Origin of the sequence: Pseudomonas sp. I8001 (genome assembly GCF_013385345.1) — a bacterium.
Taxonomy (GTDB): domain Bacteria; phylum Pseudomonadota; class Gammaproteobacteria; order Pseudomonadales; family Pseudomonadaceae; genus Aquipseudomonas.
This window is the reverse complement of sequence record NZ_JACAQC010000043.1, coordinates 1-22,841: the sequence shown is the minus strand read 5'-3', so window position 1 is coordinate 22,841 and position 22,841 is coordinate 1. Positions and strand designations below refer to the sequence as shown.

General features: G+C 59.9%; 22 protein-coding genes. 14 read left to right on the top strand and 8 right to left on the bottom strand.

What is annotated here, in order from left to right:
• Positions 1-12 precede the first annotated feature (12 nt).
• The 4 genes from HX839_RS25385 to dksA all read right to left on the bottom strand — a co-directional run bounded on the left by HX839_RS25385 (position 13) and on the right by dksA (position 4,596).
• A complete protein-coding gene (locus HX839_RS25385; protein WP_177067878.1) occupies positions 13-2,967 on the bottom strand; it encodes a sensor histidine kinase in 2,955 nt (984 codons plus the stop codon).
• Positions 2,951-3,127 carry a hypothetical protein gene (locus tag HX839_RS25380; RefSeq protein ID WP_003176118.1) on the bottom strand — a complete coding sequence of 59 codons (177 nt, stop codon included), beginning with the start codon at positions 3,125-3,127 and terminating at the stop codon, positions 2,951-2,953. The genes HX839_RS25385 and HX839_RS25380 overlap by 17 nt, the downstream gene beginning before the upstream one ends.
• Positions 3,128-3,189: 62 nt before the next feature.
• The gene (gene gluQRS, locus HX839_RS25375; protein ID WP_003212155.1) at positions 3,190-4,077 is read right to left on the bottom strand and encodes a tRNA glutamyl-Q(34) synthetase GluQRS; all 888 of its coding nucleotides are present in this window, start codon (positions 4,075-4,077) and stop codon (positions 3,190-3,192) included.
• An 84-nt stretch (positions 4,078-4,161) separates the two neighbouring features.
• Positions 4,162-4,596 carry an RNA polymerase-binding protein DksA gene (gene dksA, locus HX839_RS25370; RefSeq protein WP_003212154.1) on the bottom strand — a complete coding sequence of 145 codons (435 nt, stop codon included), beginning with the start codon at positions 4,594-4,596 and terminating at the stop codon, positions 4,162-4,164.
• A gap of 321 nt (positions 4,597-4,917) precedes the next feature.
• Between dksA and HX839_RS25365 the strand changes: the two genes are divergently transcribed.
• A complete protein-coding gene (locus HX839_RS25365; RefSeq protein WP_177067877.1) occupies positions 4,918-6,090 on the top strand; it encodes a pyridoxal phosphate-dependent aminotransferase in 1,173 nt (390 codons plus the stop codon).
• Positions 6,090-6,803, top strand: coding sequence for a DNA/RNA nuclease SfsA (sfsA, locus tag HX839_RS25360; RefSeq protein ID WP_003212151.1), 714 nt, complete (start codon positions 6,090-6,092; stop codon positions 6,801-6,803). Before HX839_RS25365 ends, sfsA begins: the two co-directional genes overlap by 1 nt.
• Here the strand turns inward: sfsA and HX839_RS25355 are convergent.
• The gene (locus tag HX839_RS25355; protein WP_003212149.1) at positions 6,800-7,117 is read right to left on the bottom strand and encodes a Rieske (2Fe-2S) protein; all 318 of its coding nucleotides are present in this window, start codon (positions 7,115-7,117) and stop codon (positions 6,800-6,802) included. The genes sfsA and HX839_RS25355 overlap by 4 nt on opposite strands.
• A gap of 207 nt (positions 7,118-7,324) precedes the next feature.
• Here HX839_RS25355 and HX839_RS25350 point away from each other — a divergent pair, with 207 nt between their 5' ends.
• Genes HX839_RS25350 through HX839_RS25340 form a run of 3 tightly spaced genes read left to right on the top strand, consistent with a single transcriptional unit; the run spans position 7,325 to position 10,004 of the window.
• Positions 7,325-8,203 carry a hemin ABC transporter substrate-binding protein gene (locus HX839_RS25350; protein WP_087693394.1) on the top strand — a complete coding sequence of 293 codons (879 nt, stop codon included), beginning with the start codon at positions 7,325-7,327 and terminating at the stop codon, positions 8,201-8,203.
• Positions 8,200-9,237 (top strand): iron ABC transporter permease, encoded by a 1,038-nt coding sequence (locus HX839_RS25345; protein ID WP_003212144.1) that lies wholly within the window; start codon positions 8,200-8,202, stop codon positions 9,235-9,237. The genes HX839_RS25350 and HX839_RS25345 overlap by 4 nt, the downstream gene beginning before the upstream one ends.
• A complete protein-coding gene (locus tag HX839_RS25340) occupies positions 9,237-10,004 on the top strand; it encodes a heme ABC transporter ATP-binding protein (protein ID WP_087693392.1) in 768 nt (255 codons plus the stop codon). Before HX839_RS25345 ends, HX839_RS25340 begins: the two co-directional genes overlap by 1 nt.
• Before the next feature lie 249 nt (positions 10,005-10,253).
• Here HX839_RS25340 and HX839_RS25335 read toward each other — a convergent pair whose 3' ends face one another.
• The 3 genes from HX839_RS25335 to HX839_RS25325 form a co-directional block, all read right to left on the bottom strand.
• A complete protein-coding gene (locus HX839_RS25335) occupies positions 10,254-10,526 on the bottom strand; it encodes a TfoX/Sxy family protein (RefSeq protein ID WP_003212140.1) in 273 nt (90 codons plus the stop codon).
• 200 nt (positions 10,527-10,726) lie between these two features.
• Positions 10,727-11,071 (bottom strand): pentapeptide repeat-containing protein, encoded by a 345-nt coding sequence (locus HX839_RS25330; RefSeq protein ID WP_008436884.1) that lies wholly within the window; start codon positions 11,069-11,071, stop codon positions 10,727-10,729.
• Between the two features lie 94 nt (positions 11,072-11,165).
• Positions 11,166-12,722, bottom strand: coding sequence for a bifunctional aminoglycoside phosphotransferase/ATP-binding protein (locus HX839_RS25325; protein ID WP_003212136.1), 1,557 nt, complete (start codon positions 12,720-12,722; stop codon positions 11,166-11,168).
• A 118-nt stretch (positions 12,723-12,840) separates the two neighbouring features.
• Here HX839_RS25325 and mrcB point away from each other — a divergent pair, with 118 nt between their 5' ends.
• From mrcB to msrQ, 9 genes are all read left to right on the top strand, one after another.
• Positions 12,841-15,165: a penicillin-binding protein 1B gene (mrcB, locus tag HX839_RS25320; protein WP_102604517.1), complete on the top strand. Its 2,325-nt coding sequence runs from the start codon at positions 12,841-12,843 to the stop codon at positions 15,163-15,165.
• Between the two features lie 16 nt (positions 15,166-15,181).
• Positions 15,182-15,922, top strand: coding sequence for a M48 family metallopeptidase (locus tag HX839_RS25315; RefSeq protein WP_008436887.1), 741 nt, complete (start codon positions 15,182-15,184; stop codon positions 15,920-15,922).
• Positions 15,922-16,251 (top strand): YqcC family protein, encoded by a 330-nt coding sequence (locus tag HX839_RS25310; protein ID WP_003212129.1) that lies wholly within the window; start codon positions 15,922-15,924, stop codon positions 16,249-16,251. The genes HX839_RS25315 and HX839_RS25310 overlap by 1 nt, the downstream gene beginning before the upstream one ends.
• Before the next feature lie 431 nt (positions 16,252-16,682).
• Positions 16,683-18,407 carry an acetolactate synthase 3 large subunit gene (locus HX839_RS25305; RefSeq protein WP_008436892.1) on the top strand — a complete coding sequence of 575 codons (1,725 nt, stop codon included), beginning with the start codon at positions 16,683-16,685 and terminating at the stop codon, positions 18,405-18,407.
• A gap of 2 nt (positions 18,408-18,409) precedes the next feature.
• Positions 18,410-18,901 (top strand): acetolactate synthase small subunit, encoded by a 492-nt coding sequence (gene ilvN / locus HX839_RS25300; protein ID WP_003176102.1) that lies wholly within the window; start codon positions 18,410-18,412, stop codon positions 18,899-18,901.
• Between the two features lie 50 nt (positions 18,902-18,951).
• Positions 18,952-19,968, top strand: coding sequence for a ketol-acid reductoisomerase (gene ilvC / locus HX839_RS25295; RefSeq protein ID WP_003212125.1), 1,017 nt, complete (start codon positions 18,952-18,954; stop codon positions 19,966-19,968).
• A gap of 144 nt (positions 19,969-20,112) precedes the next feature.
• Positions 20,113-20,970, top strand: a complete 858-nt coding sequence (gene pssA / locus HX839_RS25290) for a CDP-diacylglycerol--serine O-phosphatidyltransferase (RefSeq protein ID WP_003212123.1) — start codon at positions 20,113-20,115, stop codon at positions 20,968-20,970.
• A 63-nt stretch (positions 20,971-21,033) separates the two neighbouring features.
• The gene (msrP, locus tag HX839_RS25285; RefSeq protein ID WP_177067876.1) at positions 21,034-22,047 is read left to right on the top strand and encodes a protein-methionine-sulfoxide reductase catalytic subunit MsrP; all 1,014 of its coding nucleotides are present in this window, start codon (positions 21,034-21,036) and stop codon (positions 22,045-22,047) included.
• Complete coding sequence (gene msrQ, locus HX839_RS25280) at positions 22,047-22,667, top strand: protein-methionine-sulfoxide reductase heme-binding subunit MsrQ (RefSeq protein ID WP_177067875.1); 621 nt, start codon at positions 22,047-22,049, stop codon at positions 22,665-22,667. The genes msrP and msrQ overlap by 1 nt, the downstream gene beginning before the upstream one ends.
• Positions 22,668-22,841: the final 174 nt, after the last annotated feature.

Here is a 22,841-nt window from a genome sequence, read left to right as displayed (position 1 = left end):
CTCTCGACGGTCTCAGTTCACAGCGGACGTCGCTTCGACATGACGCGGCAAGGTCACCCGAATACGGGTGCCGCGTTGGCTTTCGGTGTCAGCCGGGCTGTCGATGGTGATTTGTCCATAATGCTCTTCAACGATGGAATAGACCAGTGCAAGGCCCAGACCGGTACCTTCACCCGGATCCTTGGTGGTGAAGAAGGGTTCGAACAATCGATCCATGATGTTCTGTGGAATGCCGCTGCCTTCGTCCTCGACGATCAGATCGACCGTGTGCTCGAAAGCCTCGCTCTTGACCCGTACTGCGCTGCCGGCCGGCGATGCGTCGCGGGCGTTGGACAGCAGGTTGATCAGCACTTGGGCCAGACGTTGTGAATCACCGTCGACCCAGTGTTCCGGGTCGCACAGGTTGAAGAACTGTACTTCGAAATTGCGCCGGTTCAAGGCCAGCAGCCCAATGGCATCCTGGGCCACTTCGGCCAGGCACACCGCTTCGTCGTGATTCTGATGGGCGCCCGCGTGGGCAAAGCTCATCAGCGACTGCACGATGCGCGAAACACGCTTGGTCTGCTCGAGAATCTGCCCGCTGATTTCGATGATTTCGCCGTCTTCTTCGCGCTCTTCCCGCAGGTTTTGCGCGAGGCAGGCGATACCGGTGATCGGATTGCCGATTTCATGGGCCACACCCGCGGCCAGGCGCCCGATGCTGGCCAGGCGCTCGGAGTGCACCAGCTTGTCTTCGAGCATTTGGGTTTCGGTCAGGTCTTCCACCAGCAGCACCAGGCCGCTGTTGCCGGGCGCCAGTGGCTCGTCGATGGCGGCCTTGTGCAGGTTGAGCCAGCGGGTCTGGCCATCCAGCGCCAGGTGCTGTTTGTGCAAGTGTTCGTCGGGCAGGTTGATGAAGCCCTGGAGCAATTCTTTCCACGGGTCGCCAATGGTGTTCAGGCGCGAACCCACCACGCGCTGGGCGGCGATCCCGGTGAGTTCTTCCATGGCCTTGTTCCACATCAGGATCTCTTGATCCTTGGCCAGGGAGCAGACGCCCATTGGCAACTCCTGCAGCGTCTGGCGGTGATAGCGGCGCAAGGCATCGAGTTCGGCGGCAAGGCCGGTGAGGCGTGAGTGGTAATCCTCCAGCCGGCTCTCGATGAAGTGGATGTCTTCGGTCACGTAGTTTTCGCCGCCGGCCTTGTAGGGCAGGAAGGTCTCGACCATGTCCTGGGACACACTCGGGCCCATCAAGCCGGAAAGGTTGGCCTCGATACGGTCACGCAGGCGGCGCAACGCGTAAGGCCGGCGTTCGTCGAATGGCAGGTAAAGGTCGCGCAGGGCCTGCTCGACTTCCTTTTGCGCAGCCTTGGCGCCCAGCGGCTTGGCCAGTTGCGTGGCGAATTCCTGGGGTGAGGCGGCGTGCAGTTCGCGGCGTTGCGGGCGACGGACGTTGTCCACTGCGCAGGCTTCGGCGGCGCTGGTTTCTTCGGAGCTGGCGTTGGTGAACAGCGAGATCAGGGTGAACATCAGCACGTTGGCCGCCAGCGAGGCAATTGCCGCCATGTGCCAACTGGTGTCATCCAGCACGTAGATCATGTTCAGCAGCGGGATGTAGAAGCCCTGCAGGTTGCCCACCAGCGGCAGCAGCATGGTCACGGTCCATACCAGGATCCCGGCGAGCAAACCGGCGATAAAGCCTCGGCGGTTGGCGGTCGGCCAGTACAGCACCGACAGCACGCCCGGCAGGAACTGCAAGGTGGCGACGAAGGCGACAATCCCCAGGTTGGCCAGGTCCTGTTCTGCACCCAGCAACAGGTAGAAGCCATAGCCGGCCATGATGATCGCGACGATCAGGGCCCGGCGGGTCCATTTCAGCCAGCGGTAGATATTGCCTTCGGCCGGCGGCTGGTAGAGCGGCAGCACCAGGTGATTCAGCGCCATCCCCGACAGCGCCAGGGTACTGACGATGATCAGCCCGCTGGAGGCCGATAATCCGCCGACATAGGCCAGCAATGCGAGGGATTTGCTGTTGGCGGCAATACCCACGCCCAGCGTGAAGTATTCGGGATTGGTGGTGGCGCCAAGTTTCAGGCCGGCCCACAGGATCAGCGGCACCGCCAGGCTCATCAGCAGCAGGAACAGCGGCAAGCCCCAGCTGGCGCTGACCAGCGAGCGCGGGTTGAGGTTTTCGGTGAAGGTCATGTGGTACATGTGCGGCATCACAATCGCCGAGGCGAAGAACACCAAAAGCAGCGTGCGCCATGGGCCTTCCTGCAACGGCGTGTGCAGTGCGGCCAGGGCGGTCTGGTTTTGCAGCAGCCACAGTTCCAGCTGTTGCGGGCCGTCGAATACGCCATACAACGCGTACAGACCGACGCCGCCGATGGCGATCAGCTTGATCACCGATTCAAACGCGATCGCAAACACCAGTCCTTCATGTTTTTCACGGGTGGCGATATGCCGTGAGCCGAAGAAAATCGTGAACAGAGTGATCAGTGCGCAGAAGCTCAATGCCACGCGGTGTTGCACCGGTTCGCGGGTGAGGATGCTGATGGAGTCGGCCACGGCCTGGATCTGCAATGCCAGCAACGGCAGCACGCCGATCAGCATGAAAATCGTGGTCAGCGCACCGGCCCAGGTACTGCGAAAACGGAACGCAAACAGGTCGGCCAGGGACGACAACTGATAGGTGCGGGTGATTTTCAGGATCGGATACAACAGCACCGGCGCCAGCAAGAACGCGCCGGACACCCCGAGATAACTCGAAAGAAAGCCGTAACCGTACTGATAGGCCAGGCCCACGGTGCCATAAAACGCCCAGGCACTCGCGTACACGCCCAACGACAAGGTGTAGGTCAACGGATGGCGAATGATCGCCCGCGGAATCATCCCGCGTTCACTGATCCAGGCTACCCCGAACAACGCGGCCAGGTAGGCGGCGCTGATCAGCAGCATCTCGGTCAGGCTAAAGCTCATCGGCATCTTTTTGGCTCTGCAGGATGAAAGTCACGACGATCAGAATCAGCCAAAGCAGATAGGGGCGGTACCAGGCGCCTGTGGCGTCGATCCACCAATCCATGATGGCGGGAGAAAACAGGTAGATCCCGACGACCAGCAGCAGGACCAATCGATAGATGTACATGTTGGCCTCTGATTGAAAAACTGCGGCGATGGTAACGGATGGCTCGCAAGCTGCAAGCGCCTTCAGCGCAATTGCGCTTCGGCCAGCGTGAGTGTGCGCGGGATCTGTGTGGCATCCCAGTGTTGAATGCCCCAATCCAGCAGTTCCCGTGGGCTGGCGTGGTGCAGTTCGTCGCCCGCCGGCTGGCCCAGGGCGCGCAGTGCTCTTAACAGCAAAGGCGTGGCCTGGTCAGTGGTCAAGGGCGGTGAGCGGTAGGATTTGCCCAGCTTGTTACCGTCCGGCTGGATGATCAACGGCACATGCAGGTAACGCGGTTGGCGCAGGCCCAGCAATTCTTGCAGATACAGTTGGCGCGGCGTGGAGTCGAGCAGGTCGGCGCCACGCACAATGTCGGTCACACCTTGCCAGGCATCATCGAGGACTACCGCCAGTTGGTAGGCATACAGGCCGTCGCGACGGCGGATGATGAAGTCGCCTACGTCGCGACCCAGATGCTGTCGGAATTCGCCTTGTACGCGGTCGGTAAAGTGGTACTCCAACTCCGGCACTCGCAGACGGATGGCGGCATCTTGCTGGTCATGCCCGGCATTGCGGCACAGTCCCGGATAAATCCCGTTATAGGGCTCCAGTTGCTTGCGCGAGCAGGTGCAGGCGTAGGCCAGGCCATGATTGAACAGGCGGTTGAGCACTTCGGCGTAGGCATCGTGCCGCTCGCTTTGTCGGACCAACTCCCCGTCCCATTCGAAGCCGTAGCGTTCAAGGGCATTCAGGATTGCGGCCTGGGCGCCGGGTTCTTCCCGTGGCGGATCGAGGTCTTCCATGCGCATCAGCCAGCGGCCTTGATTGGCACGGGCGTCGAGGTAGGAGGCGAGGGCGGCGACCAGGGAACCGAAGTGCAGGTGTCCGCTGGGCGTGGGGGCGAAACGCCCGATATAGGAGGAGGCTGTCATGGGCCGGATATTACTGGAAAACCAGCAAACGCCAGAAACAAAAATGGGGCGTTCGCACGCCCCATTTGTCCAGCCCGGCAGTGATTACTTGCCGACCTGTTTTTCCTTGATTTCAGCCAAGGTCTTGCAGTCCACGCACAGGTCGGCGGTAGGACGCGCTTCCAGGCGGCGAATACCGATCTCGACGCCGCAGGACTCGCACCAGCCGTACTCTTCGTCTTCGATGAGTTGCAGGGTCTTGTCGATCTTCTTGATCAGCTTACGCTCGCGATCACGGGCGCGCAGTTCAAGGGCGAACTCTTCTTCCTGGCTGGCACGGTCTGCCGGGTCCGGGAAGTTGGCCGCTTCGTCCTTCATATGGTCAACGGTACGGTCAACCTCTTGCATCAAGTCCTGTTTCCACTGCTTCAGGATCTTGGAGAAGTGTTCGCGCATGGGCTTGCCCATGTATTCCTCACCCTTCGCCTCGACGTAGGGTTGGAAGCCGCTGATGCTCTGTTGCTTTGCTTGGGTGGGCATGAATGGACCGCCTCTCACTCTTCTAATCCATTGCGCAGGATTGCAACATCACCGACACCTGCCGGCCCTGCGGCTGCAAGCGGGCGAACTTACCAGATAGATTCGGGGTGCGCCACTCCCGGTTGTCGAGGCACCGTCTCCTGAGGCTTGCAAACCGCCGCAGGCCCCAGCAGGGCGGGCTTGTACGGTCTCGAATGTTGATTTTAGCTGTTTTGCAGGTAGTTGCTTGCCGTGCTTGCTACATGTCTTGGGGCAATAGAGCAGGTTTTGCGCGGCGGGTTGGGTAGAATCGGGGTTTGTCCTCAGAGTTAAGGAAGGCTAATGGCTCAGCCCTACAGTGCGCGCAGCCGCGCTATCGAACCTTTCCATGTCATGGCGTTGCTGGCGCGGGCCAATGAATTGCAGGCCGCCGGTCACGACGTGATTCACCTGGAAATCGGCGAGCCGGACTTCACCACCGCCGAGCCCATCATCAAGGCCGGGCAGGCGGCGCTGGCCAATGGCAAGACCCGCTATACCGCGGCCCGCGGGCTGCCGGAGTTGCGGCAAGCCATCAGCGGTTTCTACCAGCAGCGCTACGGGTTGAGCATCGATCCCGAGCGAATCCTGATTACACCCGGCGGCTCGGGAGCCTTGTTGCTGGCGAGCAGCCTGCTGGTGGATCCCGGCAAGCACTGGCTGCTGGCAGACCCAGGCTACCCCTGCAACCGCCACTTCCTGCGGCTGGTGGAGGGCGCGGCCCAACTGGTCCCGGTCGGCCCCGAGGTGCGTTATCAACTGACCGCCGACCTGGTGGCGCGCCATTGGAATCAGGAAAGCGTGGGCGCGTTGGTCGCGTCGCCTGCCAACCCTACCGGCACCATCCTGACGCGGGACGAGTTGGCGGGGTTGTCGAGCGCCATCAAGGCGCGCAATGGGCATTTGGTGGTGGATGAGATCTACCACGGCCTGACCTACGGCACCGATGCCGCCAGCGTGCTGGAAGTTGACGATGAAGCCTTCGTTCTAAATAGTTTTTCGAAGTATTTCGGAATGACCGGCTGGCGCCTGGGCTGGCTGGTGGCGCCGCCTGCTGCGGTGGGTGAGTTGGAGAAGCTGGCGCAGAATCTCTACATCAGCGCGCCGAGCATGGCCCAGCATGCGGCCCTGGCCTGCTTTACCCCGCAAACATTGAACATTCTTGAAGACCGCCGGGCCGAGTTTGGCCGGCGTCGCGACTTCCTGCTGCCAGCGTTGCGCGAGTTGGGTTTCGGTATTGCCGTGGAGCCGGAAGGCGCGTTCTACCTGTATGCCGATATCAGCGCATTCGGCGGCGATGCCTTCGCGTTCTGCCGGCACTTCCTCGAAACCGAGCACGTTGCGTTCACGCCGGGCCTGGATTTCGGCCGTTATCAAGCCGGTCACCATGTGCGTTTTGCCTATACGCAAAACCTTGATCGCCTACAGCAAGCCGTTGAACGGATAGCTCGCGGCCTGCGGAGTTGGCAAGGCTGATGCGCTTTAATCCTCCCCTCGAAGAAGGCCGGCTGATCCGCCGCTACAAGCGTTTTCTCGCCGATATCGAAACCGTTACCGGCGAGTTGTTGACCATTCACTGCCCGAACACCGGCTCGATGTTCAACTGCATGGTGGAAGGTGGCCAGGTCTGGTTCAGCCGCTCCAATGACCCCAAGCGCAAGCTGCCAGGCACCTGGGAAATCAGCGAAACCCCACAAGGGCGCCTGGCGTGTGTGAACACGGCGCGGGCCAATCAGTTGGTTGAAGAAGCGCTGCGCGCGGGGGTTATCACCGAGCTCAATGGCTTTACTGCCTTGAAACGCGAAGTCGCCTACGGCCAGGAAAACAGCCGGATCGATTTTCGCCTGGATTACCCGGCGGGCGCGGCATATGTCGAAGTCAAAAGCGTCACCCTCGGGTTTGACGGGACCTCGACGGCGGCGTTTCCCGATGCCGTGACCCAGCGCGGTGCCAAGCATCTGCGTGAGCTTGCGCATCTGGCGCGTGAGGGTGTACGGGCAGTGCAGTTGTACTGCGTCAACCTCTCGGGGATCGATGCGGTGCGTCCTGCCGAAGAAATTGATGCCGGTTACGCGGCAGCGTTGCGTGAGGCCAAGGCGGCGGGCGTCGAGGTGCTGGCCTATGGCGTACGAGTGACGTCAGAGGAAATCTGCGTCGATCGCCGGCTGGAAGTATTGCTCGGCGACTAGAGTTGTACCCACAGGCCTTGTTCGTCCTCGCGGCCGGGCAGGGCTGTCAGGCTCTGGCCGGCGCAAGGGCCGGCGACGCACTCACCGCTTTCGATCAGGAACAGCGCGCCATGGGTGGCGCACTGGATCAGGCTGGCGCTGGGGTCGAGAAACTGGTGCGGCTGCCATTCCAGCGGCACCCCGCGATGTGGGCAGCGGTTGATATAGAAGTAGGCAATGCCTTCGCGGCGCACGGCAAACAGCTTGCGGCCGTCGATATCGAAACCGAGGCTGGCGTTGGGTGCGAGTTCGCTGGAGGCGCAGAGAAACTTCATATCGATCCTTAAGTGCCGCCGTTTGCGGGCTGCAAGGCTATCCTGGTTTTTGCCGCAGAGCCCGGTGCTTGACGTGCAAATGCAAACAATTATCAAATGCCGGCTTCGCCCGTAAGCTGACTGGGCGCTCTGTACGATGTCGGGCAGCCTTGATCTGTCACATTGCGAGTGTTTCAGCGGGCTCACCCCTTGGAAGGAAACCCTTTTATGCGCCTGAGTGCCAGTGCTATCGCGCTCGTTGTCGGACTGCTGGTCAACGCTGGGGCCCAGGCCTCTGAACTGCCACAACGCTGGGTCAGCGCCGGTGGTGCGTTGTCGGAATGGGTGACGGCCCTGGGCGGTGAGTCAAAGCTGGTGGGCGTGGATACCACCAGCCAGCATCCGGAATCCCTCAAGGCGTTGCCGAGCATTGGTTACCAGCGTCAGTTGTCGGCGGAAGGCATTCTGAGCTTGCGCCCGCAAATCCTGGTGGGCACCGAGGAAATGGGGCCGCCACCGGTGTTGGCGCAAATCCGCAATGCCGGTGTGAAAGTGGAGCTGTTTTCAGCCGAGCCGGATCTGCCGACGCTGCAGGGCAACCTTCAGCATTTGGGCAAGCTGCTGGGTAACGAAGCGAAGGCTGCAGAACTGTTCAGTGACTATCAGCAACAACTTGACCAACAAAAGAACTGGGTGGCCAAGGCCCAGGCCACTCAAAAGGCGCCTGGAGTGCTGTTGCTGCTGGGACATGCCGGCGGCAAACCGCTGATTGCGGGCAAAGACACGGCGGCTGACTGGATGTTGCAGCAGGCCGGCGGCCACAACCTGGCGACCCACGATGGTTACAAGCCGTTTTCCGTAGAGTCGCTGGCGGGGCTCAATCCTGAGGTGCTGGTGTTTGCCGATCGCGCTTTGACCGGGGATGCGGCCCGCGCCGCGTTGTTCAAGGAAAACCCGATCCTGGCTTCGACGCCAGCGGCCAAGAATGGACGCGTCTATGAACTGGACCCGACGCTGCTGGTGGGTGGGCTTGGGCCACGCTTGCCGCAAAGCCTGGTGAAGCTGTCTGCCGGGTTCTATCCGTCTCAGGCTAATACCGCCCCATGACCACTCTGGTTAAACCGCGAACCCTGTTTATCGGCTTGAGTCTGCTGTGTGTACTGGCGATCTGGTTGTCATTGGCCCTGGGGCCGGTGAGTCTGCCGTTAATGGACACACTGCGGGCAGCCTTACGCTTGATGGGTGTGCCAATCGAGGCCCAAGGCCTGGAGCAGGCGGAGCTGATCCTCGGGCAGATTCGCCTGCCGCGTACGTTGCTGGGATTGGCCGTCGGTGGGGTTCTGGCGCTTTCCGGCGTTGCAATGCAGGGGCTGTTTCGCAACCCCTTGGCTGATCCCGGGTTGGTCGGGGTTTCCAGCGGTGCGGCGTTGGGCGCGGCGATTGCGATTGTCGGTGGTTCGTTTTTTGGCGGTTTGCCGGATGCGCTCGGGCCTTATCTGCTGTCGTTGTGTGCCTTCCTCGGCGGTTTGGGGGTAACAGCGCTGGTCTATCGCCTGGGGCGGCGCAACGGCCAAACCAACGTCGCGACCATGTTGCTGGCGGGTATCGCCCTGACGGCGCTCGCCAGTTCGGCGGTGGGCCTGTTCACCTACCTGGCAGATGACGCTACCTTGCGCACCCTGACGTTCTGGAACCTGGGCAGCCTGAATGGCGCCAGCTACTCGCGCTTATGGCCGCTGCTGCTGGTCAGCGCCGGCGTAGCACTGTGGCTGCCGCGCCGGGCCAAGGCGCTGAATGCACTCCTGCTGGGTGAGTCGGAAGCCAGTCACTTGGGCATTGATGTTGAAGGCCTCAAGCGCGAACTGGTGTTCTGCACCGCGCTGGGCGTGGGCGCGGCCGTGGCGGCTGCGGGGATGATCGGCTTTGTCGGGCTGGTGGTGCCGCATCTGGTACGCCTGCTGGCGGGGCCGGATCATCGGGTGCTGCTGCCAGCCTCGGTGCTGGCGGGGGCGAGTTTGCTGTTGTTTGCCGATCTGGTGGCGCGCCTGGCCTTGGCGCCGGCGGAATTACCGATCGGCATTGTTACCGCGTTTATCGGTGCGCCGTTTTTCCTCTACCTGTTGTTACGAGGGCGCGCCTGATGCTGCGAGTAGAAGACCTGCAGATCTGCCGTGGGCGCAAAACTGTGCTGGCGGACATCACCCTGGACCTGTTGCCAGGAGAAGTGCTCGGCGTATTGGGCCCCAACGGTGCGGGAAAAAGTACATTGCTCGGTGCGTTATGCGGCGAGTTGCAGCCCGACCAAGGCCTTGTGTGGCTGGATCAGCGTGAGTTGAAAGACTGGGGCGGAGCGCAGCGTGCCCAGCGGCTGGCGGTGTTGCCGCAGACCTCGACCCTGGACTTTGCCTTTCGCGTCGAAGAGGTGGTGGGCATGGGGCGCTTGCCTCATCAGACGGGCCGGGTGCGTGACGATGAAATCATCAATGCTGCCTTGCAGGCTGCCGACGTCGGCCATTTGAGCGGGCGCAGCTATCTGGCGTTGTCGGGCGGCGAGCGGCAGCGTGTGCACCTCGCACGGGTGCTGGCGCAGCTATGGCCGGGTGAAGCGGGGCAGACCTTGTTGCTGGATGAGCCGACGTCAATGCTTGACCCGCTGCACCAGCACACCACCTTGCAGGCGATCCGCCGCTTTGCCGACCGTGGCGCGGCGGTGCTGGTGATCCTTCACGACCTGAACCTGGCGGCGCGCTACTGTGATCGCATCCTGTTGCTGGAGGATGGCCGGCCCCATGCGTTGGACACACCGGCACAGGTGTTGCGGCCTGAGCCGCTGAAGGCGGTATTCGGGCTGGATGTGTTGGTGCAGCCGCATCCGGAGCGCGGCCATCCGTTGATCATTGCCCGCTGAAAATCGCCGCAGTTTTTTATGGGCAAAAAAAGACCCGGCAAGAGCCGGGTCAAATAACCGTGATTAGCCTGATGAGGAGATAATCTGAGAGTCCGAACCAATGGTCTTTCAGTTATCGGCTGATCTCGCGACCAGTTGTGATAATCATAACGATTCTCATTTGAGAGTCAACATTTGTTTTTGCGGCCTCTTCGAATTTCCTCAAACTTCTGCTTGGAATCCCCGTAAACGCGGGTGCAAGTTGGCGTCTCAATTCTTTTGGCGTGCGGTCAGAGCGTCCAATTGACGATTTAAAGCTTCCTTGCGTTCAACGGGAATGTCATTCCAGTGCACATCCATCAGCGCGCCTTCAATGGCATACAACAACACTTTGGATGCCCTGAAACCGCGGGTGCGTACGGCACGGTACGCGTCGACTGCCCCCAGGCGGCGTAGGTCGGACGCACTGTGGATGCCCACCGCATGCAGCCATTGCGCCGACGTCTTGCCAAGGTTTTTCAGGTGTTGCAGCTCATCATTCATCAAGCCTCCTTGCGACGGCCGAATGGTTCGGTGGGTATCGTGACCAGGCAAGCCTGAAAGGAGTGTAGCGCTCAGTAGGAAAAGCGTAGTTCTTTGGTCGGCAACGACCTAAAAGCTTCTAAGGCAGGCGGGGGTTTTAGCGTAGGAAAGGGTGAAGCCCCCGGTACGCCCTGTGCGTAGCCGGGAGCCGATGCAGCGGTTTAGCGAGTGCGGTAGCGCAGGCGTGTGCCGAAATTGACGGACATCAGGATCTCATCGGCGCTTAACTCAGGGGGGAAATAAGTGCCGGAGATCTGGGCATGCGCCAGGCTCGCGCCTTCCAGGGGGCAGTCGCGCAAATCCAGGCCGCGCAAGTCGGCGGAGCGGAAATAAGCGTCGGTGAAATCCACGCCCTCGGCATTCAGGTCGCGCAGGTCCAGGCCGCGAAAGTCGCCACCGCGCATATCGATGGTGCCGTCTTTCGGACGCTCCTGGTTGAAGCCGCGGATATCATCTTTATGCAGAAGCGCGTACAGCGGGGTATCAAGTAGCTTCGGCTGGCTCACAATGGCGACTCCCGTGTTGGAATTATGGCGCCATTATAGTGCCACTATTTCTCGGCCGTGAGCCCCGGAAGGCTGCACGACCAAGAAATATTTCTTACAGCCCCGGCAGGCGCTGGCGTATATGTGCCACCAATGCGTCCAGGGTCCCGCTTTCATTGGTCTCCACGCGCTTGCTGAGCAGCAACTCCTCGGCGCTGAGCGGGTCACGGGTGGCCTGCTGTTCTTCGATGATGGCCAGGGTGGCGTCGGAAGGGTCGTTCTTGTCCGCCTGACGTTGTGCCAGCCAAGCGGCGATTACCGCCTGTGGCGCATTGCAGTCAAGGATCAGGAATGGCGCGCCGGTGGCCTCGGCGATCTTGGCCGCCGCGTCGCGTTGTTCTCGCTTGAGGAAGGTCGCGTCCAATACCACCGGGAAACCGGCGCGCAGTACGGTGTCGGCGATTTCGTTCAGGCGCGCGTAGGTCGCGGCGCTGGCGTCTGCGGCGTAGATCCCGGCCTGCGGCGTGTTCTCGACCTTCTGCTCGCCGAACAGGCGCTTGCGCTCTACGTCCGAACGCAGGCGAATCGCCCCCAATGCTTCTACGAGGCGCATGGATACATGGCTTTTGCCAACGGCCGATACGCCATGGGTGATGGCCAGGAAGCGCGATGGGATGGTGCTGTAGCTTTCTGCCAGGTTGGCGTAGTTGCGGTACTGGCGCAGGGTGGTAGCGCGCTGCACCGCATCCGCCTCGGAAGGCATGCTGAACAGCGCGATCTTCGCGCGTACCAGGGCGCGGTAGGCTTTATAGAAGTTCAGTACTTCCAGGCCTTGATAGTCGCCGGTCAGCTCCAGGTACTGGCTGATGAAGCGTCGTGCCAGGCTCTTGAGGCCGCGGTCTTCCAGGTCCATCGCCAAAAAGCCGGTGTCGGCATACACGTCGGTGAAGCGGAACGGCTCGTTGAACTCGATGCAGTCGAAGATGACCACGTGGCCATCAATCATCGTGGCGTTGCCCAGGTGGATATCACCGTGGCATTCGCGGGTGAAGCCGTTGAGCTTGCGTTGTTCGAACAGTGGCTTGAGGCGCTCGAAACTGCTTTCGGCCCAGGCCTGCAAGGCGTCCAGTTGTGCCAGGTCGGCCTTGTCGCTAAGGAACGGACGGATCTGCTCGAAGTTCTGCAGCACCGGTGCCATGACATCGTGCGGCGTGCCTGCAGAGTTAGTGGCCGGGACTTTCGGGGCATTCAGGTGAAAATGCGCGATCTGCCTGGCCATTTCGTCGATGTGCGCGCTGGTCAGTTCGCCGTTGGCCTGCAGAGTGCTGAGCAGTTGGCTTTGCGGGAACTGGCGCATTTTCAGCATGTAGTCGACCACCGGACCGTCGCCGCCCAACTGCGGTGCCTCGGCGCTGCCGGTGATCGGCAACACTTCAAGATACAAATCATCGGTCAGGCGCTGGTTGAGGCGCAGCTCTTCATTGCAGAAGTGGCCGCGGGCTTGCAGGGTGGTGAAATCGAGGAAACCGAAATTCACCGGCTTCTTCATCTTGTAAGCATAAGGCCCAGTGAGCAGGACCCAGGAAATATGGGTCTCGATGACTTGGAACTGATCCACCGGATGGGGAAACAGGGCCGGGTTTTGCAGGGCAGCAATCAGGGACTGGCTCACGGGCGATCCTTCAGAGTCTGGGAAAATTCATGGCGGGCATTATGGCTCCTACAGGCGGTCGTGCAAACCGCTGTCCGGCTCATGTTGGTCATCAATAAAGTGCGTATAATCCGCCGCCATGACTCGTACCCGATCTCCCCGTTCCCGTAAAAAACCTCCTTCCCGCGGCCTGCGCCCTTGGCTGGGCTGGGCGCTTAAGCTCAGCCTGGTAGGGCTTGTCGTGATCGCCGGCTTCGCGGTTTATCTCGATGCCGTGGTCCAGGAGAAGTTCTCCGGCAAGCGCTGGACCATTCCGGCCAAGGTCTACGCGCGCCCGCTGGAACTGTTCAGCGGCCAGAAGCTGAGCAAGGATGACTTCCTCACCGAGCTCGATGCCCTGGGCTATCGCCGCGAACCCGTGAGCAATGGCCCCGGCGCCGCTGCCGTCAGCGGCAACACGGTTGACCTGAACACCCGCGGCTTCCAGTTCTATGAAGGCCTGGAAAAACCCCAGCCGGTGCGCGTGCGTTTCTCTGGCGACTACGTAGCCGAACTGTCCTCGCTCAACGGCTCGAAGTTGCCGGTGGTGCGCCTGGAACCCTTAATGATCGGTGGGATTTATCCGAAAAACCTGGAAGACCGCATCCTGATCAAGATCGATCAGGTGCCGCCTTACCTGCTGGATACCCTGATCGCCGTCGAAGACCGGGATTTCTACAGCCACTGGGGCGTATCACCGAAGTCCATCGCGCGCGCCATCTGGGTCAACACCTCCGGCGGCAAGATGACCCAGGGCGGCAGTACGCTGACGCAGCAATTGGTCAAGAACTTCTACCTGACCAACGAGCGCAGCCTGACCCGCAAGCTGACCGAAGCCATGATGGCGATGCTGCTGGAGCTGCACTACAGCAAGCAGGAAATTCTTGAGGCGTACCTCAATGAAGTATTCGTTGGCCAGGATGGTCAGCGTGCCGTCCACGGTTTTGGTCTGGCCAGCCAGTTCTTCTTCGGCCAGCCGTTGTCCGAGCTGAAGTTGCACCAGGTGGCGCTGCTGGTGGGCATGGTCAAGGGGCCGTCCTACTACAACCCGCGTCGCAACCCGGAGCGGGCGCTGGAGCGCCGTAACCTGGTGCTGGATGTACTTGAGCAGCAAGGTGTCGCCACCCCTGAACAAGTGGCCGCCGCGAAGAAAATGCCACTGGGTGTAACCACCCGCGGCAAGCTCGCCGACAGCTCCTTCCCGGGCTTTATCGACCTGGTCAAACGCCAACTGCGTGAAGACTACCGCGACGAAGACTTGACCGAAGAAGGCCTGCGGATCTTCACCAGTTTCGACCCGATCCTGCAGATGAAGGCCGAAGCGTCGGTCAATGACACCTTCAAACGCCTGACAGGTCGTAAAGGCTCTGACGACGTCGAGGCTGCGATGGTGGTGACCAACCCGGAAACCGGCGAAGTCCAGGCCATGATCGGCAGTCGCCAGGCCAGCTTTGCCGGGTTCAACCGGGCGCTGGACGCGGTGCGGCCGATTGGCTCGCTGGTCAAGCCGGCGGTGTACCTGACCGCGCTGGAAAAACCGAGCAAGTACACGCTGACCAGTTGGCTGTCCGATGACCCGCTGTCGGTCAAAGGAGCTGATGGCCAGATGTGGACGCCGCATAACTTTGATCGTCGCTCCCACGGTACGATTTTCCTGTACCAGGGCTTGGCGCATTCCTACAACATCTCGACTTCCCGCCTCGGCCTTGAGCTGGGCGTGCCGAACGTGCTCAAGACGCTCGGCCGGTTGGGCATCACTCGTGAGTTCCCGGCGTTCCCATCGATGCTGTTGGGTGCGGGTGCGATGAGCCCGATGGAAGTGGCGACCATGTACCAGACCCTGGCCAACGGTGGCTTCAATACGCCGATGCGTGGGATCCGGAGCGTGTTGACGGCCGAAGGCGAACCCCTCAAGCGTTATCCGTTCCAGATTCAGCAACGCTTTGACCCGGCCTCGATCTACCTGATCCAGAACGCCATGCAGCGCGTGATGCGCGAAGGTACCGGGCGCTCGGCCTACAACGTGCTGCCGGCCAACCTGACACTGGCTGGCAAGAGCGGTACCAGTAACGATTCGCGGGACAGCTGGTTCGCAGGGTTCAGCCAGGACCTGCTGGCAGTGGTTTGGCTGGGGCGTGATGACAACGGCAAGACGCCGTTTACCGGTGCCACCGGCGCGTTGCAGGTATGGACCAGTTTCATGAAAAAGGCCGATCCACTGCCGCTGAACATGCCGCAGCCGGACAATATCGTCCAGGCCTGGATCGATCCGCACACCGGCCAGGGTTCCGATGCCAACTGTCCGGGCGCGGTGCAGATGCCGTATATTCGCGGCAGCGAGCCACCACCCGGTGCAGCGTGCGGTGCCAGTGCGCCCGCCAGTGCTGAATCGGTGATGGATTGGGTCAAGGGCTGGATGAATTAAGCAAAGAGGGTTTCACGTGAACAAGTTGTTGATTCCAGCTATTACAGTTTTGGCATTGCTCGGTGGTTGCGCCAGCGTGGAGCGGGGCTCTATTCCGGTGGTGGACTCCAGTACAACGGTGTCCAACAACGACCGGATCTCGGCCAACGGCGGCTTCCGCCAAACCGTTACCAACCGTCCTGCCCAGGCCCGGCCCCAGGCGCAAGCCGTGCCTCAGGACTCTGGTGTAGTGGTGATGATCCCGGGTGGCGGTGCTGCCACCTCGGCTCCGATCAGTACTCAGCCGTGGACCCCAGGCCCAAGTACATCGGGCCCGATCGACGCCACGCCGATTCAAACGGCACCGATCAACCAGGGCACCTACAACATGCCGTCGACGCCGAGTGGAATTCCTTCCGCCAGCAGTGCCGGCGGTCTGTCAGCCGATGAGCAGTTGGATGGCCCGGTGCTGGCGTTGCTCACCACTGCCCAACAGCAGCAGTCGGGTGGCGATTTGAACGGCGCATCGTCGAGCCTCGAGCGCGCCCAGCGCGTGGCACCGCGTGAACCGCAAGTGCTATACCGCCTGGCTCAGGTTCGCATGGCCCAGGGCGATGCCCCGCAAGCAGAACAATTTGCCCGCCGCGGCCTGACCCTGGCCAATGGCCGTCCAGACCTGCAGGCCAGCCTGTGGAGCTTGATCGGTGATGCCCGCGAGAAGCAAGGCGATGCTGCCGGCGCCGCCCAGGCTCGGCAAAAAGCCAAGGTAAGCCTCTGATGGATGCACGCTTTCCGGCGATTGCCGAACAGTTGTTGTTGATCGAGCGCGAACTGCGCTTGCAGGGCTGGTGGGACGAAGTGTCCCCCAGTGCTGAAGCCTTGAGCAGTGTTGAGCCGTTTTCCGTCGACACACTGGACTTTCACCAGTGGCTGCAATGGATTTTCCTGACACGGATGAAGCAAATCCTCGAACAGGACCTGCCATTGCCCAATGCGTCTGGAATTCTGGAGATGGCCGAGATGGTTTACGCCGATCGGCCACTTGAGAGCCTTGGCCTGCGGACTGCGCTGAAAAAGTTCGATCAACTGATCGTCGACGCTCGTTAATTGCCTGGCTGCCGGTTTTTCCGGCAGTCTTGCGCATATTTCTACCGCTTTGCGCCATTCAGGCGAGTTTTATCCCTCCTCAAGCCCCTTTCTTCTACGTTCTCATGCGCTTAGTTGGAAAAAAGCGCAATTATTGCTTGACTTGGAGGGGCTGAAACAGAAGAATCCAAAGTCCGCTGTAGAGGGACTGCCAGAAGCAGACCCACTCAGCAGATCATGAGGCGCATACCCGCGCCGACCTGTTACACCCGCAACGCGTTACCTCGCGCTGGGTGGGAAAATCCCGCAACACTTGGGACGCTCCCAATACTTGCTCAGTCAGTGCTGACGTAGTCGGCGACCACCGTCGCTCATGCTCTGCTGAGAAGTAAACCTATTAAGACCCGTCGGTTTTTAACGGACGGTATTCTGGCGTTTTAGAGGTGAACAACGTGGAGCTTTTATCTGGCGGTGAGATGCTCGTCCGCTTTTTGCGTGACGAAGGCGTCGACTATATCTACGGGTACCCAGGTGGTGCTCTGCTGCATGTCTACGACGCACTGTTCAAGGAACCGGCTGTTACCCACATCCTGGTTCGCCACGAACAAGCTGCTACCCATATGGCTGACGGTTACGCCCGTGCCACCGGTAAAGCCGGTGTGGTACTGGTGACTTCCGGCCCTGGCGCGACCAATGCCATTACCGGCATCGCGACGGCCTATATGGACTCCATCCCGATGGTGATCATTTCCGGCCAGGTGGCGAGCACCATGGTCGGTACCGATGCATTCCAGGAAACCGACATGATCGGTATTTCCCGGCCGATCGTGAAACACAGCTTCATGATCAAGCATGCCTCGGAAATCCCGGAAGTCATGAAGAAGGCGTTCTACCTCGCACAGTCCGGTCGCCCGGGTCCTGTGGTGGTCGATATCCCGAAAGACATGACCAACCCTGCGGAAAAATTCGAATACATCTTCCCGAAGAAAGCCAAGCTGCGTTCCTACAGCCCGGCCGTTCGCGGGCACTCGGGGCAAATCCGCAAGGCGGCAGAAATGCTGTTGGCGGCCAAGCGTCCAGTGCTCTACTCGGGTGGTGGGGTGATTCTGGGCGGCGGTTCTGCACCGCTGACCGAACTGGCCAAGCTGCTCAACCTGCCAGTCACCAACACCTTGATGGGCCTTGGCGCGTTCCCGGGTTCGGACCGTCAGTTCGTCGGCATGCTCGGCATGCACGGCAGCTACACCGCCAACCTGGCCATGCACCATGCTGACGTGATCCTCGCCGTCGGTGCGCGGTTCGATGACCGGGTGATCAATGGCGCGAGCAAGTTCTGCCCGAATGCCAAGATCATCCACATCGATATCGACCCGGCATCCATCTCCAAGACCATCAAGGCCGACGTGCCTATCGTAGGTCCTGTGGAAAGTGTGCTGACCGAAATGGTCGCTGCGCTGAAGGAAATCGGCGAAGCCCCGAACAAGGATTCCGTTGCCAGCTGGTGGAAGCAGATCGACGAGTGGCGCGGTGATCGTGGCCTGTTCCCTTACGACAAGGGTGATGGCAGCGTCATCAAGCCACAGACCGTGATCGAAACCCTGTGCGAAGTGACCAAGGGCGATGCCTTTGTGACCTCCGACGTGGGCCAGCACCAGATGTTCGCGGCGCAGTACTACAAGTTCGACAAGCCTAACCGCTGGATCAACTCCGGTGGCCTGGGCACGATGGGCTTTGGTTTCCCTGCGGCCATGGGTGTGAAGCTGAGCTTTCCGGATACTGACGTTGCGTGCGTCACCGGCGAAGGCAGTATCCAGATGAACATCCAGGAACTGTCGACCTGCCTGCAATATGGCTTGCCGGTGAAGATCGTCTGCCTGAACAACGGTGTACTGGGCATGGTTCGCCAGTGGCAGGACATGAGCTACGGCAGCCGTCACTCCCACTCCTACATGGAGTCTCTGCCTGACTTCGTCAAATTGGTTGAAGCCTATGGCCATGTCGGCATGCGCATCACCGATCTGAAGGATTTGAAGCCGATGATGGAAGAGGCGTTCGCCATGAAGGACCGCCTGGTGTTCCTCGATATTCAGGTCGACACCAGCGAGCACGTCTACCCGATGCAGATCAAAGACGGCTCCATGCGCGATATGTGGCTGAACAAGACGGAGCGTACCTAATCATGCGGCACATTATCTCCCTGCTTCTGGAGAACGAACCGGGCGCTCTGTCACGTGTGGTCGGACTGTTTTCGCAACGCAACTACAACATCGAAAGCCTGACCGTGGCGCCGACCGAAGACCCGACCTTGTCGCGTCTGACGCTGACCACCGTTGGCCATGATGAGGTGATCGAGCAGATCACCAAGAACCTCAACAAGCTGATCGAAGTGGTCAAGCTGGTCGACTTGTCGGAAAGTGCCCACATCGAGCGTGAGCTGATGCTGGTCAAGGTCAAGGCTACGGGTGCACAACGGGCCGAGATCAAGCGCACTACCGACATTTATCGCGGGCAGATCGTCGATGTGAGCGCCAGCGTTTATACCGTTCAACTGACCGGTACAAGCGACAAGCTGGATAGCTTCATCCAGTCGATCGGGACGGCCTCGATTCTGGAAACTGTACGCAGTGGCGTCACCGGGATTGCTCGTGGCGACAAAGTACTCAGCATCTAACTCAAATTTAGCGAATGGCCTTAAACGGCCTGGATATATAGAGGAACCTCATGAAAGTTTATTACGATAAAGATTGTGACCTGTCGATCATCCAGGGCAAAAAAGTCGCCATCATCGGCTACGGTTCCCAGGGCCACGCCCAAGCGTGCAACCTGAAAGATTCCGGCGTTGACGTGACCGTTGGCCTGCGCAAAGGCTCGGCCACTGTTGCCAAGGCTGAAGCCCACGGCCTGAAAGTGACTGACGTTGCTTCTGCTGTTGCTGCTGCCGACCTGGTCATGATCCTGACCCCGGACGAGTTCCAGTCCGCGCTGTACAAGAACGAGATCGAGCCGAACATCAAGAAGGGCGCCACCCTGGCCTTCTCCCACGGCTTCGCGATCCACTACAACCAGGTTGTGCCGCGCGCCGACCTCGACGTGATCATGATCGCGCCGAAAGCACCGGGCCACACCGTGCGCTCCGAGTTTGTCAAAGGCGGCGGTATCCCTGACCTGATCGCGATCTACCAGGACGCCTCGGGCAACGCCAAGAACGTCGCACTGTCCTACGCTGCTGGCGTGGGTGGCGGTCGTACCGGCATCATCGAAACCACCTTCAAGGACGAGACTGAAACCGACCTGTTCGGCGAACAAGCCGTTCTGTGTGGCGGTACCGTTGAACTGGTCAAAGCCGGTTTCGAAACCCTGGTTGAAGCTGGCTACGCGCCAGAAATGGCCTACTTCGAATGCCTGCACGAACTGAAGCTGATCGTTGACCTCATGTACGAAGGCGGTATCGCCAACATGAACTACTCGATCTCCAACAACGCCGAATACGGCGAGTACGTGACTGGCCCGGAAGTGATCAACGCCGAGTCGCGCCAGGCCATGCGCAACGCCCTGAAACGTATTCAGGACGGCGAATACGCCAAAATGTTCATCAGCGAAGGTGCAACCGGCTACCCTTCGATGACCGCCAAGCGTCGTAACAACGCCGCTCACGGTATCGAGATCATCGGCGAGCAACTGCGCTCCATGATGCCGTGGATCGGTGCCAACAAGATCGTCGACAAAGCCAAAAACTAAGTCGTACGGATCAAGGGAAAACGCGGCTTAGGCCGCGTTTTTTCGTTTGCGGGGCAGGTTCTGGTATAAAGCTGCATCGTTTGCGGGCGAACACTCGCCGCAAGTTTCTGTCGAAATTTTTCACACCGTTGCAAGGTAAAGTCCATGAGCGAACGTCCCGAAGAGCCAAACCAGGCCTCTGACGCCGAAAGCCTGCTACCGATCGATGAACATGTCGAAGAAGGGCACGATGCTGAAGGCCGTAAAGTCCGGCATCGTGGCATCTATCTTCTGCCCAATCTGTTCACCACTGCGAACCTGTTCGCGGGGTTCTACTCCATCATCAATTCCATGAGTGCCCAGAGTGCGTTGGCGGCCGGCGATGCGGCCGGGGCCAGCAAGTACTTTGGTTTTGCTGCGATTGCGATCTTCGTCGCCATGGTCCTTGATGGCCTGGATGGCCGGGTTGCGCGGATGACCAACACCCAGAGTGCCTTCGGCGCCGAGTATGACTCGCTGTCGGACATGGTTGCCTTTGGTGTGGCGCCGGCGCTGCTGGCATTTGCCTGGGCGCTGGGTGATATGGGCAAGGTTGGCTGGATGGTTGCCTTCATCTATGTGGCGGGCGCGGCATTGCGTCTGGCGCGCTTTAATACCCAGGTGGGGACTGCCGACAAGCGCTACTTCATTGGCCTGGCCAGTCCGGCTGCGGCGGGTGTGGTAGCCGGTATTGTCTGGGCATTCAGCGACTACGGTATCCAGGGTTCCAAGATGTCGTTCCTGGTGGCCTTGATGGTTGCGGCGGCCGGCATGCTGATGGTCAGCAACATCAAGTACAACAGCTTCAAGGAGCTGGATCTCAAGGGGCGTGTGCCGTTTGTGGCTATCCTGGCAGTGGTGCTGGTGTTTGCCGTGGTCTTCAGTGATCCGCCGCGAATCCTGCTGTTGGCTTTCCTCGTCTATGCCGCGTCCGGCCCGGTGCAGTACTTGCTGCATCTTCGTCAGCGCAAAACGTTGCCTTAATGTAATTTCCCCCATACTCCGCAGTCTATTGGTGCATCTGTCCTCCAAAGCTGCGGAGTTGCCATGTTAATCAAGTTTCCCAAAGCGTCTGATTGCCAAGAATCGGATGTCACGCCTGAATCCCTCTATTTCTCTCGCCGCAGATTGCTCGGTGGTGCGCTTGCCGGCCTGGCTGCCAGCAGCCTGCCGCGTTGGGCCAGTGCGGATGATGCGGCACGTTATGCCGATGTCGAGCCGGGCAATGCACCTGGCTGGTTTGCCGAAAAGCTCCCGGGTACCAAATGGCAGGCGATTACCGTCAAGGACGAGGCCATCACCCCTTTCAAGGACGCAACCCACTACAACAACTTCTATGAGTTCGGTACGGACAAGGGCGACCCTGCAGCCAATGCCGGGTCTCTGAAGACTGAGCCGTGGAGTGTGGTGATAGATGGTGAGGTCGCCAAACCTGGGCGCTATGCGCTTGAAGACTTCATGAAGCCCTATCAGTTGGAAGAGCGAATCTATCGACTGCGCTGTGTAGAGGCCTGGTCGATGGTCATTCCGTGGATAGGGTTCCCTATATCGGAACTGCTCAAGCACGTCGAGCCGACCTCGAACGCCAAGTACATCCGTTTTGAAACCCTGCAGGATCCCAAGAGCATGCCGGGGCAGCGTTCCAACTTCGCTTTGATCGACTGGCCTTATGTAGAAGGGCTGCGATTGGATGAGGCGATGAATCCCCTGGCGATCCTTGCGGTGGGCATGTATGGGCGGGAGCTGCCGAACCAGAACGGCGCGCCGTTGCGGTTGGTGGTGCCGTGGAAGTACGGATTCAAGAGCGTCAAGTCGATCGTGCGCATCAGCCTGGTCAGCGAGCAGCCGAAAACCACCTGGCAAAGTATTGCCGCGAGTGAGTATGGGTTTTACGCAAATGTGAATCCTACCGTCGACCATCCGCGTTGGACCCAGGCGCGGGAGCGGCGGTTGCCCAGCGGGCTGTTCAGTCCCAATGTGCGTGAGACACAAATGTTCAACGGCTACGCCGATCAAGTCGCTTCTCTTTATACGGGCCTCGATCTGCGGAAGAACTATTGATGCGCTATCCGATCTGGCGCATCGGCGTCTTTATAGCAGCGGCGGTGTGGCCGCTGTTCTGGCTGTACGAGGCCTGGAGCTTTGCGCTGGGACCTGACCCGGGCAAGGTGCTGATGGATCGGCTCGGGCTTGGCACCTTGATTCTGTTGTTAATAACCCTGGGTATGACACCGTTGCAGAAGCTCAGTGGTTGGGCGGGGTGGATCGCCGTGCGACGGCAACTGGGATTGTGGTGCTTTGCCTATGTGGTTTTGCATCTCGCTGCTTACTGCGTGTTTATCCTTGGGTTGGATTGGTCGCAGTTGGGGGTTGAGCTACGGAAGCGGCCTTACATTATTGTGGGTACGTTGGGATTCCTTTCTCTATTGGTGCTGGCAGTCACCTCCAACCGATACAGCCAGCGTCGCCTTGGTGTGCGCTGGAAGAAACTGCATCGTTTGGTTTACGTGATTCTCGGGCTTGGTTTGCTGCATATGCTGTGGATCGTGCGGGCAGATCTCAAGGAGTGGGCTATCTATGCATCTATAGGGGCGCTGCTTCTGGTCCTGCGTATACCGTCGGTGATGCGGCGAATTCCCCGTCTTATTGCTAAAAAACCATCTTCTGCAACAAAAGCGTAATTAACCCTTGACGGCAGATTCTGGAAGTCTATAATTCGCCCCACTTCCGGCGCAGTCGAAACGGAAAACTCCTTGGTAAACAAAGAGTTATGTAGGTTTCGGCAGCGAGTTGCTTCAGATCATCGAAGCCCAGAAGGAGTTAGTAAGGCAGTGTTGTTTGGCCCTATTAACGTT

What these genes read in the sequence shown, in the direction of transcription:
- HX839_RS25385 (WP_177067878.1), bottom strand. Translation starts at nt 2,967, where the DNA reads ATGCCGATGAGCTTTAGCCTGACCGAGATGCTGCTGATCAGCGCCGCC.
- HX839_RS25380 (WP_003176118.1), bottom strand. Translation starts at nt 3,127, where the DNA reads ATGTACATCTATCGATTGGTCCTGCTGCTGGTCGTCGGGATCTACCTG.
- gluQRS (WP_003212155.1), bottom strand. Translation starts at nt 4,077, where the DNA reads ATGACAGCCTCCTCCTATATCGGGCGTTTCGCCCCCACGCCCAGCGGA.
- dksA (WP_003212154.1), bottom strand. Translation starts at nt 4,596, where the DNA reads ATGCCCACCCAAGCAAAGCAACAGAGCATCAGCGGCTTCCAACCCTAC.
- HX839_RS25365 (WP_177067877.1), top strand. Translation starts at nt 4,918, where the DNA reads ATGGCTCAGCCCTACAGTGCGCGCAGCCGCGCTATCGAACCTTTCCAT.
- sfsA (WP_003212151.1), top strand. Translation starts at nt 6,090, where the DNA reads ATGCGCTTTAATCCTCCCCTCGAAGAAGGCCGGCTGATCCGCCGCTAC.
- HX839_RS25355 (WP_003212149.1), bottom strand. Translation starts at nt 7,117, where the DNA reads ATGAAGTTTCTCTGCGCCTCCAGCGAACTCGCACCCAACGCCAGCCTC.
- HX839_RS25350 (WP_087693394.1), top strand. Translation starts at nt 7,325, where the DNA reads ATGCGCCTGAGTGCCAGTGCTATCGCGCTCGTTGTCGGACTGCTGGTC.
- HX839_RS25345 (WP_003212144.1), top strand. Translation starts at nt 8,200, where the DNA reads ATGACCACTCTGGTTAAACCGCGAACCCTGTTTATCGGCTTGAGTCTG.
- HX839_RS25340 (WP_087693392.1), top strand. Translation starts at nt 9,237, where the DNA reads ATGCTGCGAGTAGAAGACCTGCAGATCTGCCGTGGGCGCAAAACTGTG.
- HX839_RS25335 (WP_003212140.1), bottom strand. Translation starts at nt 10,526, where the DNA reads ATGAATGATGAGCTGCAACACCTGAAAAACCTTGGCAAGACGTCGGCG.
- mrcB (WP_102604517.1), top strand. Translation starts at nt 12,841, where the DNA reads ATGACTCGTACCCGATCTCCCCGTTCCCGTAAAAAACCTCCTTCCCGC.
- HX839_RS25310 (WP_003212129.1), top strand. Translation starts at nt 15,922, where the DNA reads ATGGATGCACGCTTTCCGGCGATTGCCGAACAGTTGTTGTTGATCGAG.
- ilvN (WP_003176102.1), top strand. Translation starts at nt 18,410, where the DNA reads ATGCGGCACATTATCTCCCTGCTTCTGGAGAACGAACCGGGCGCTCTG.
- ilvC (WP_003212125.1), top strand. Translation starts at nt 18,952, where the DNA reads ATGAAAGTTTATTACGATAAAGATTGTGACCTGTCGATCATCCAGGGC.
- pssA (WP_003212123.1), top strand. Translation starts at nt 20,113, where the DNA reads ATGAGCGAACGTCCCGAAGAGCCAAACCAGGCCTCTGACGCCGAAAGC.
- msrP (WP_177067876.1), top strand. Translation starts at nt 21,034, where the DNA reads ATGTTAATCAAGTTTCCCAAAGCGTCTGATTGCCAAGAATCGGATGTC.
- msrQ (WP_177067875.1), top strand. Translation starts at nt 22,047, where the DNA reads ATGCGCTATCCGATCTGGCGCATCGGCGTCTTTATAGCAGCGGCGGTG.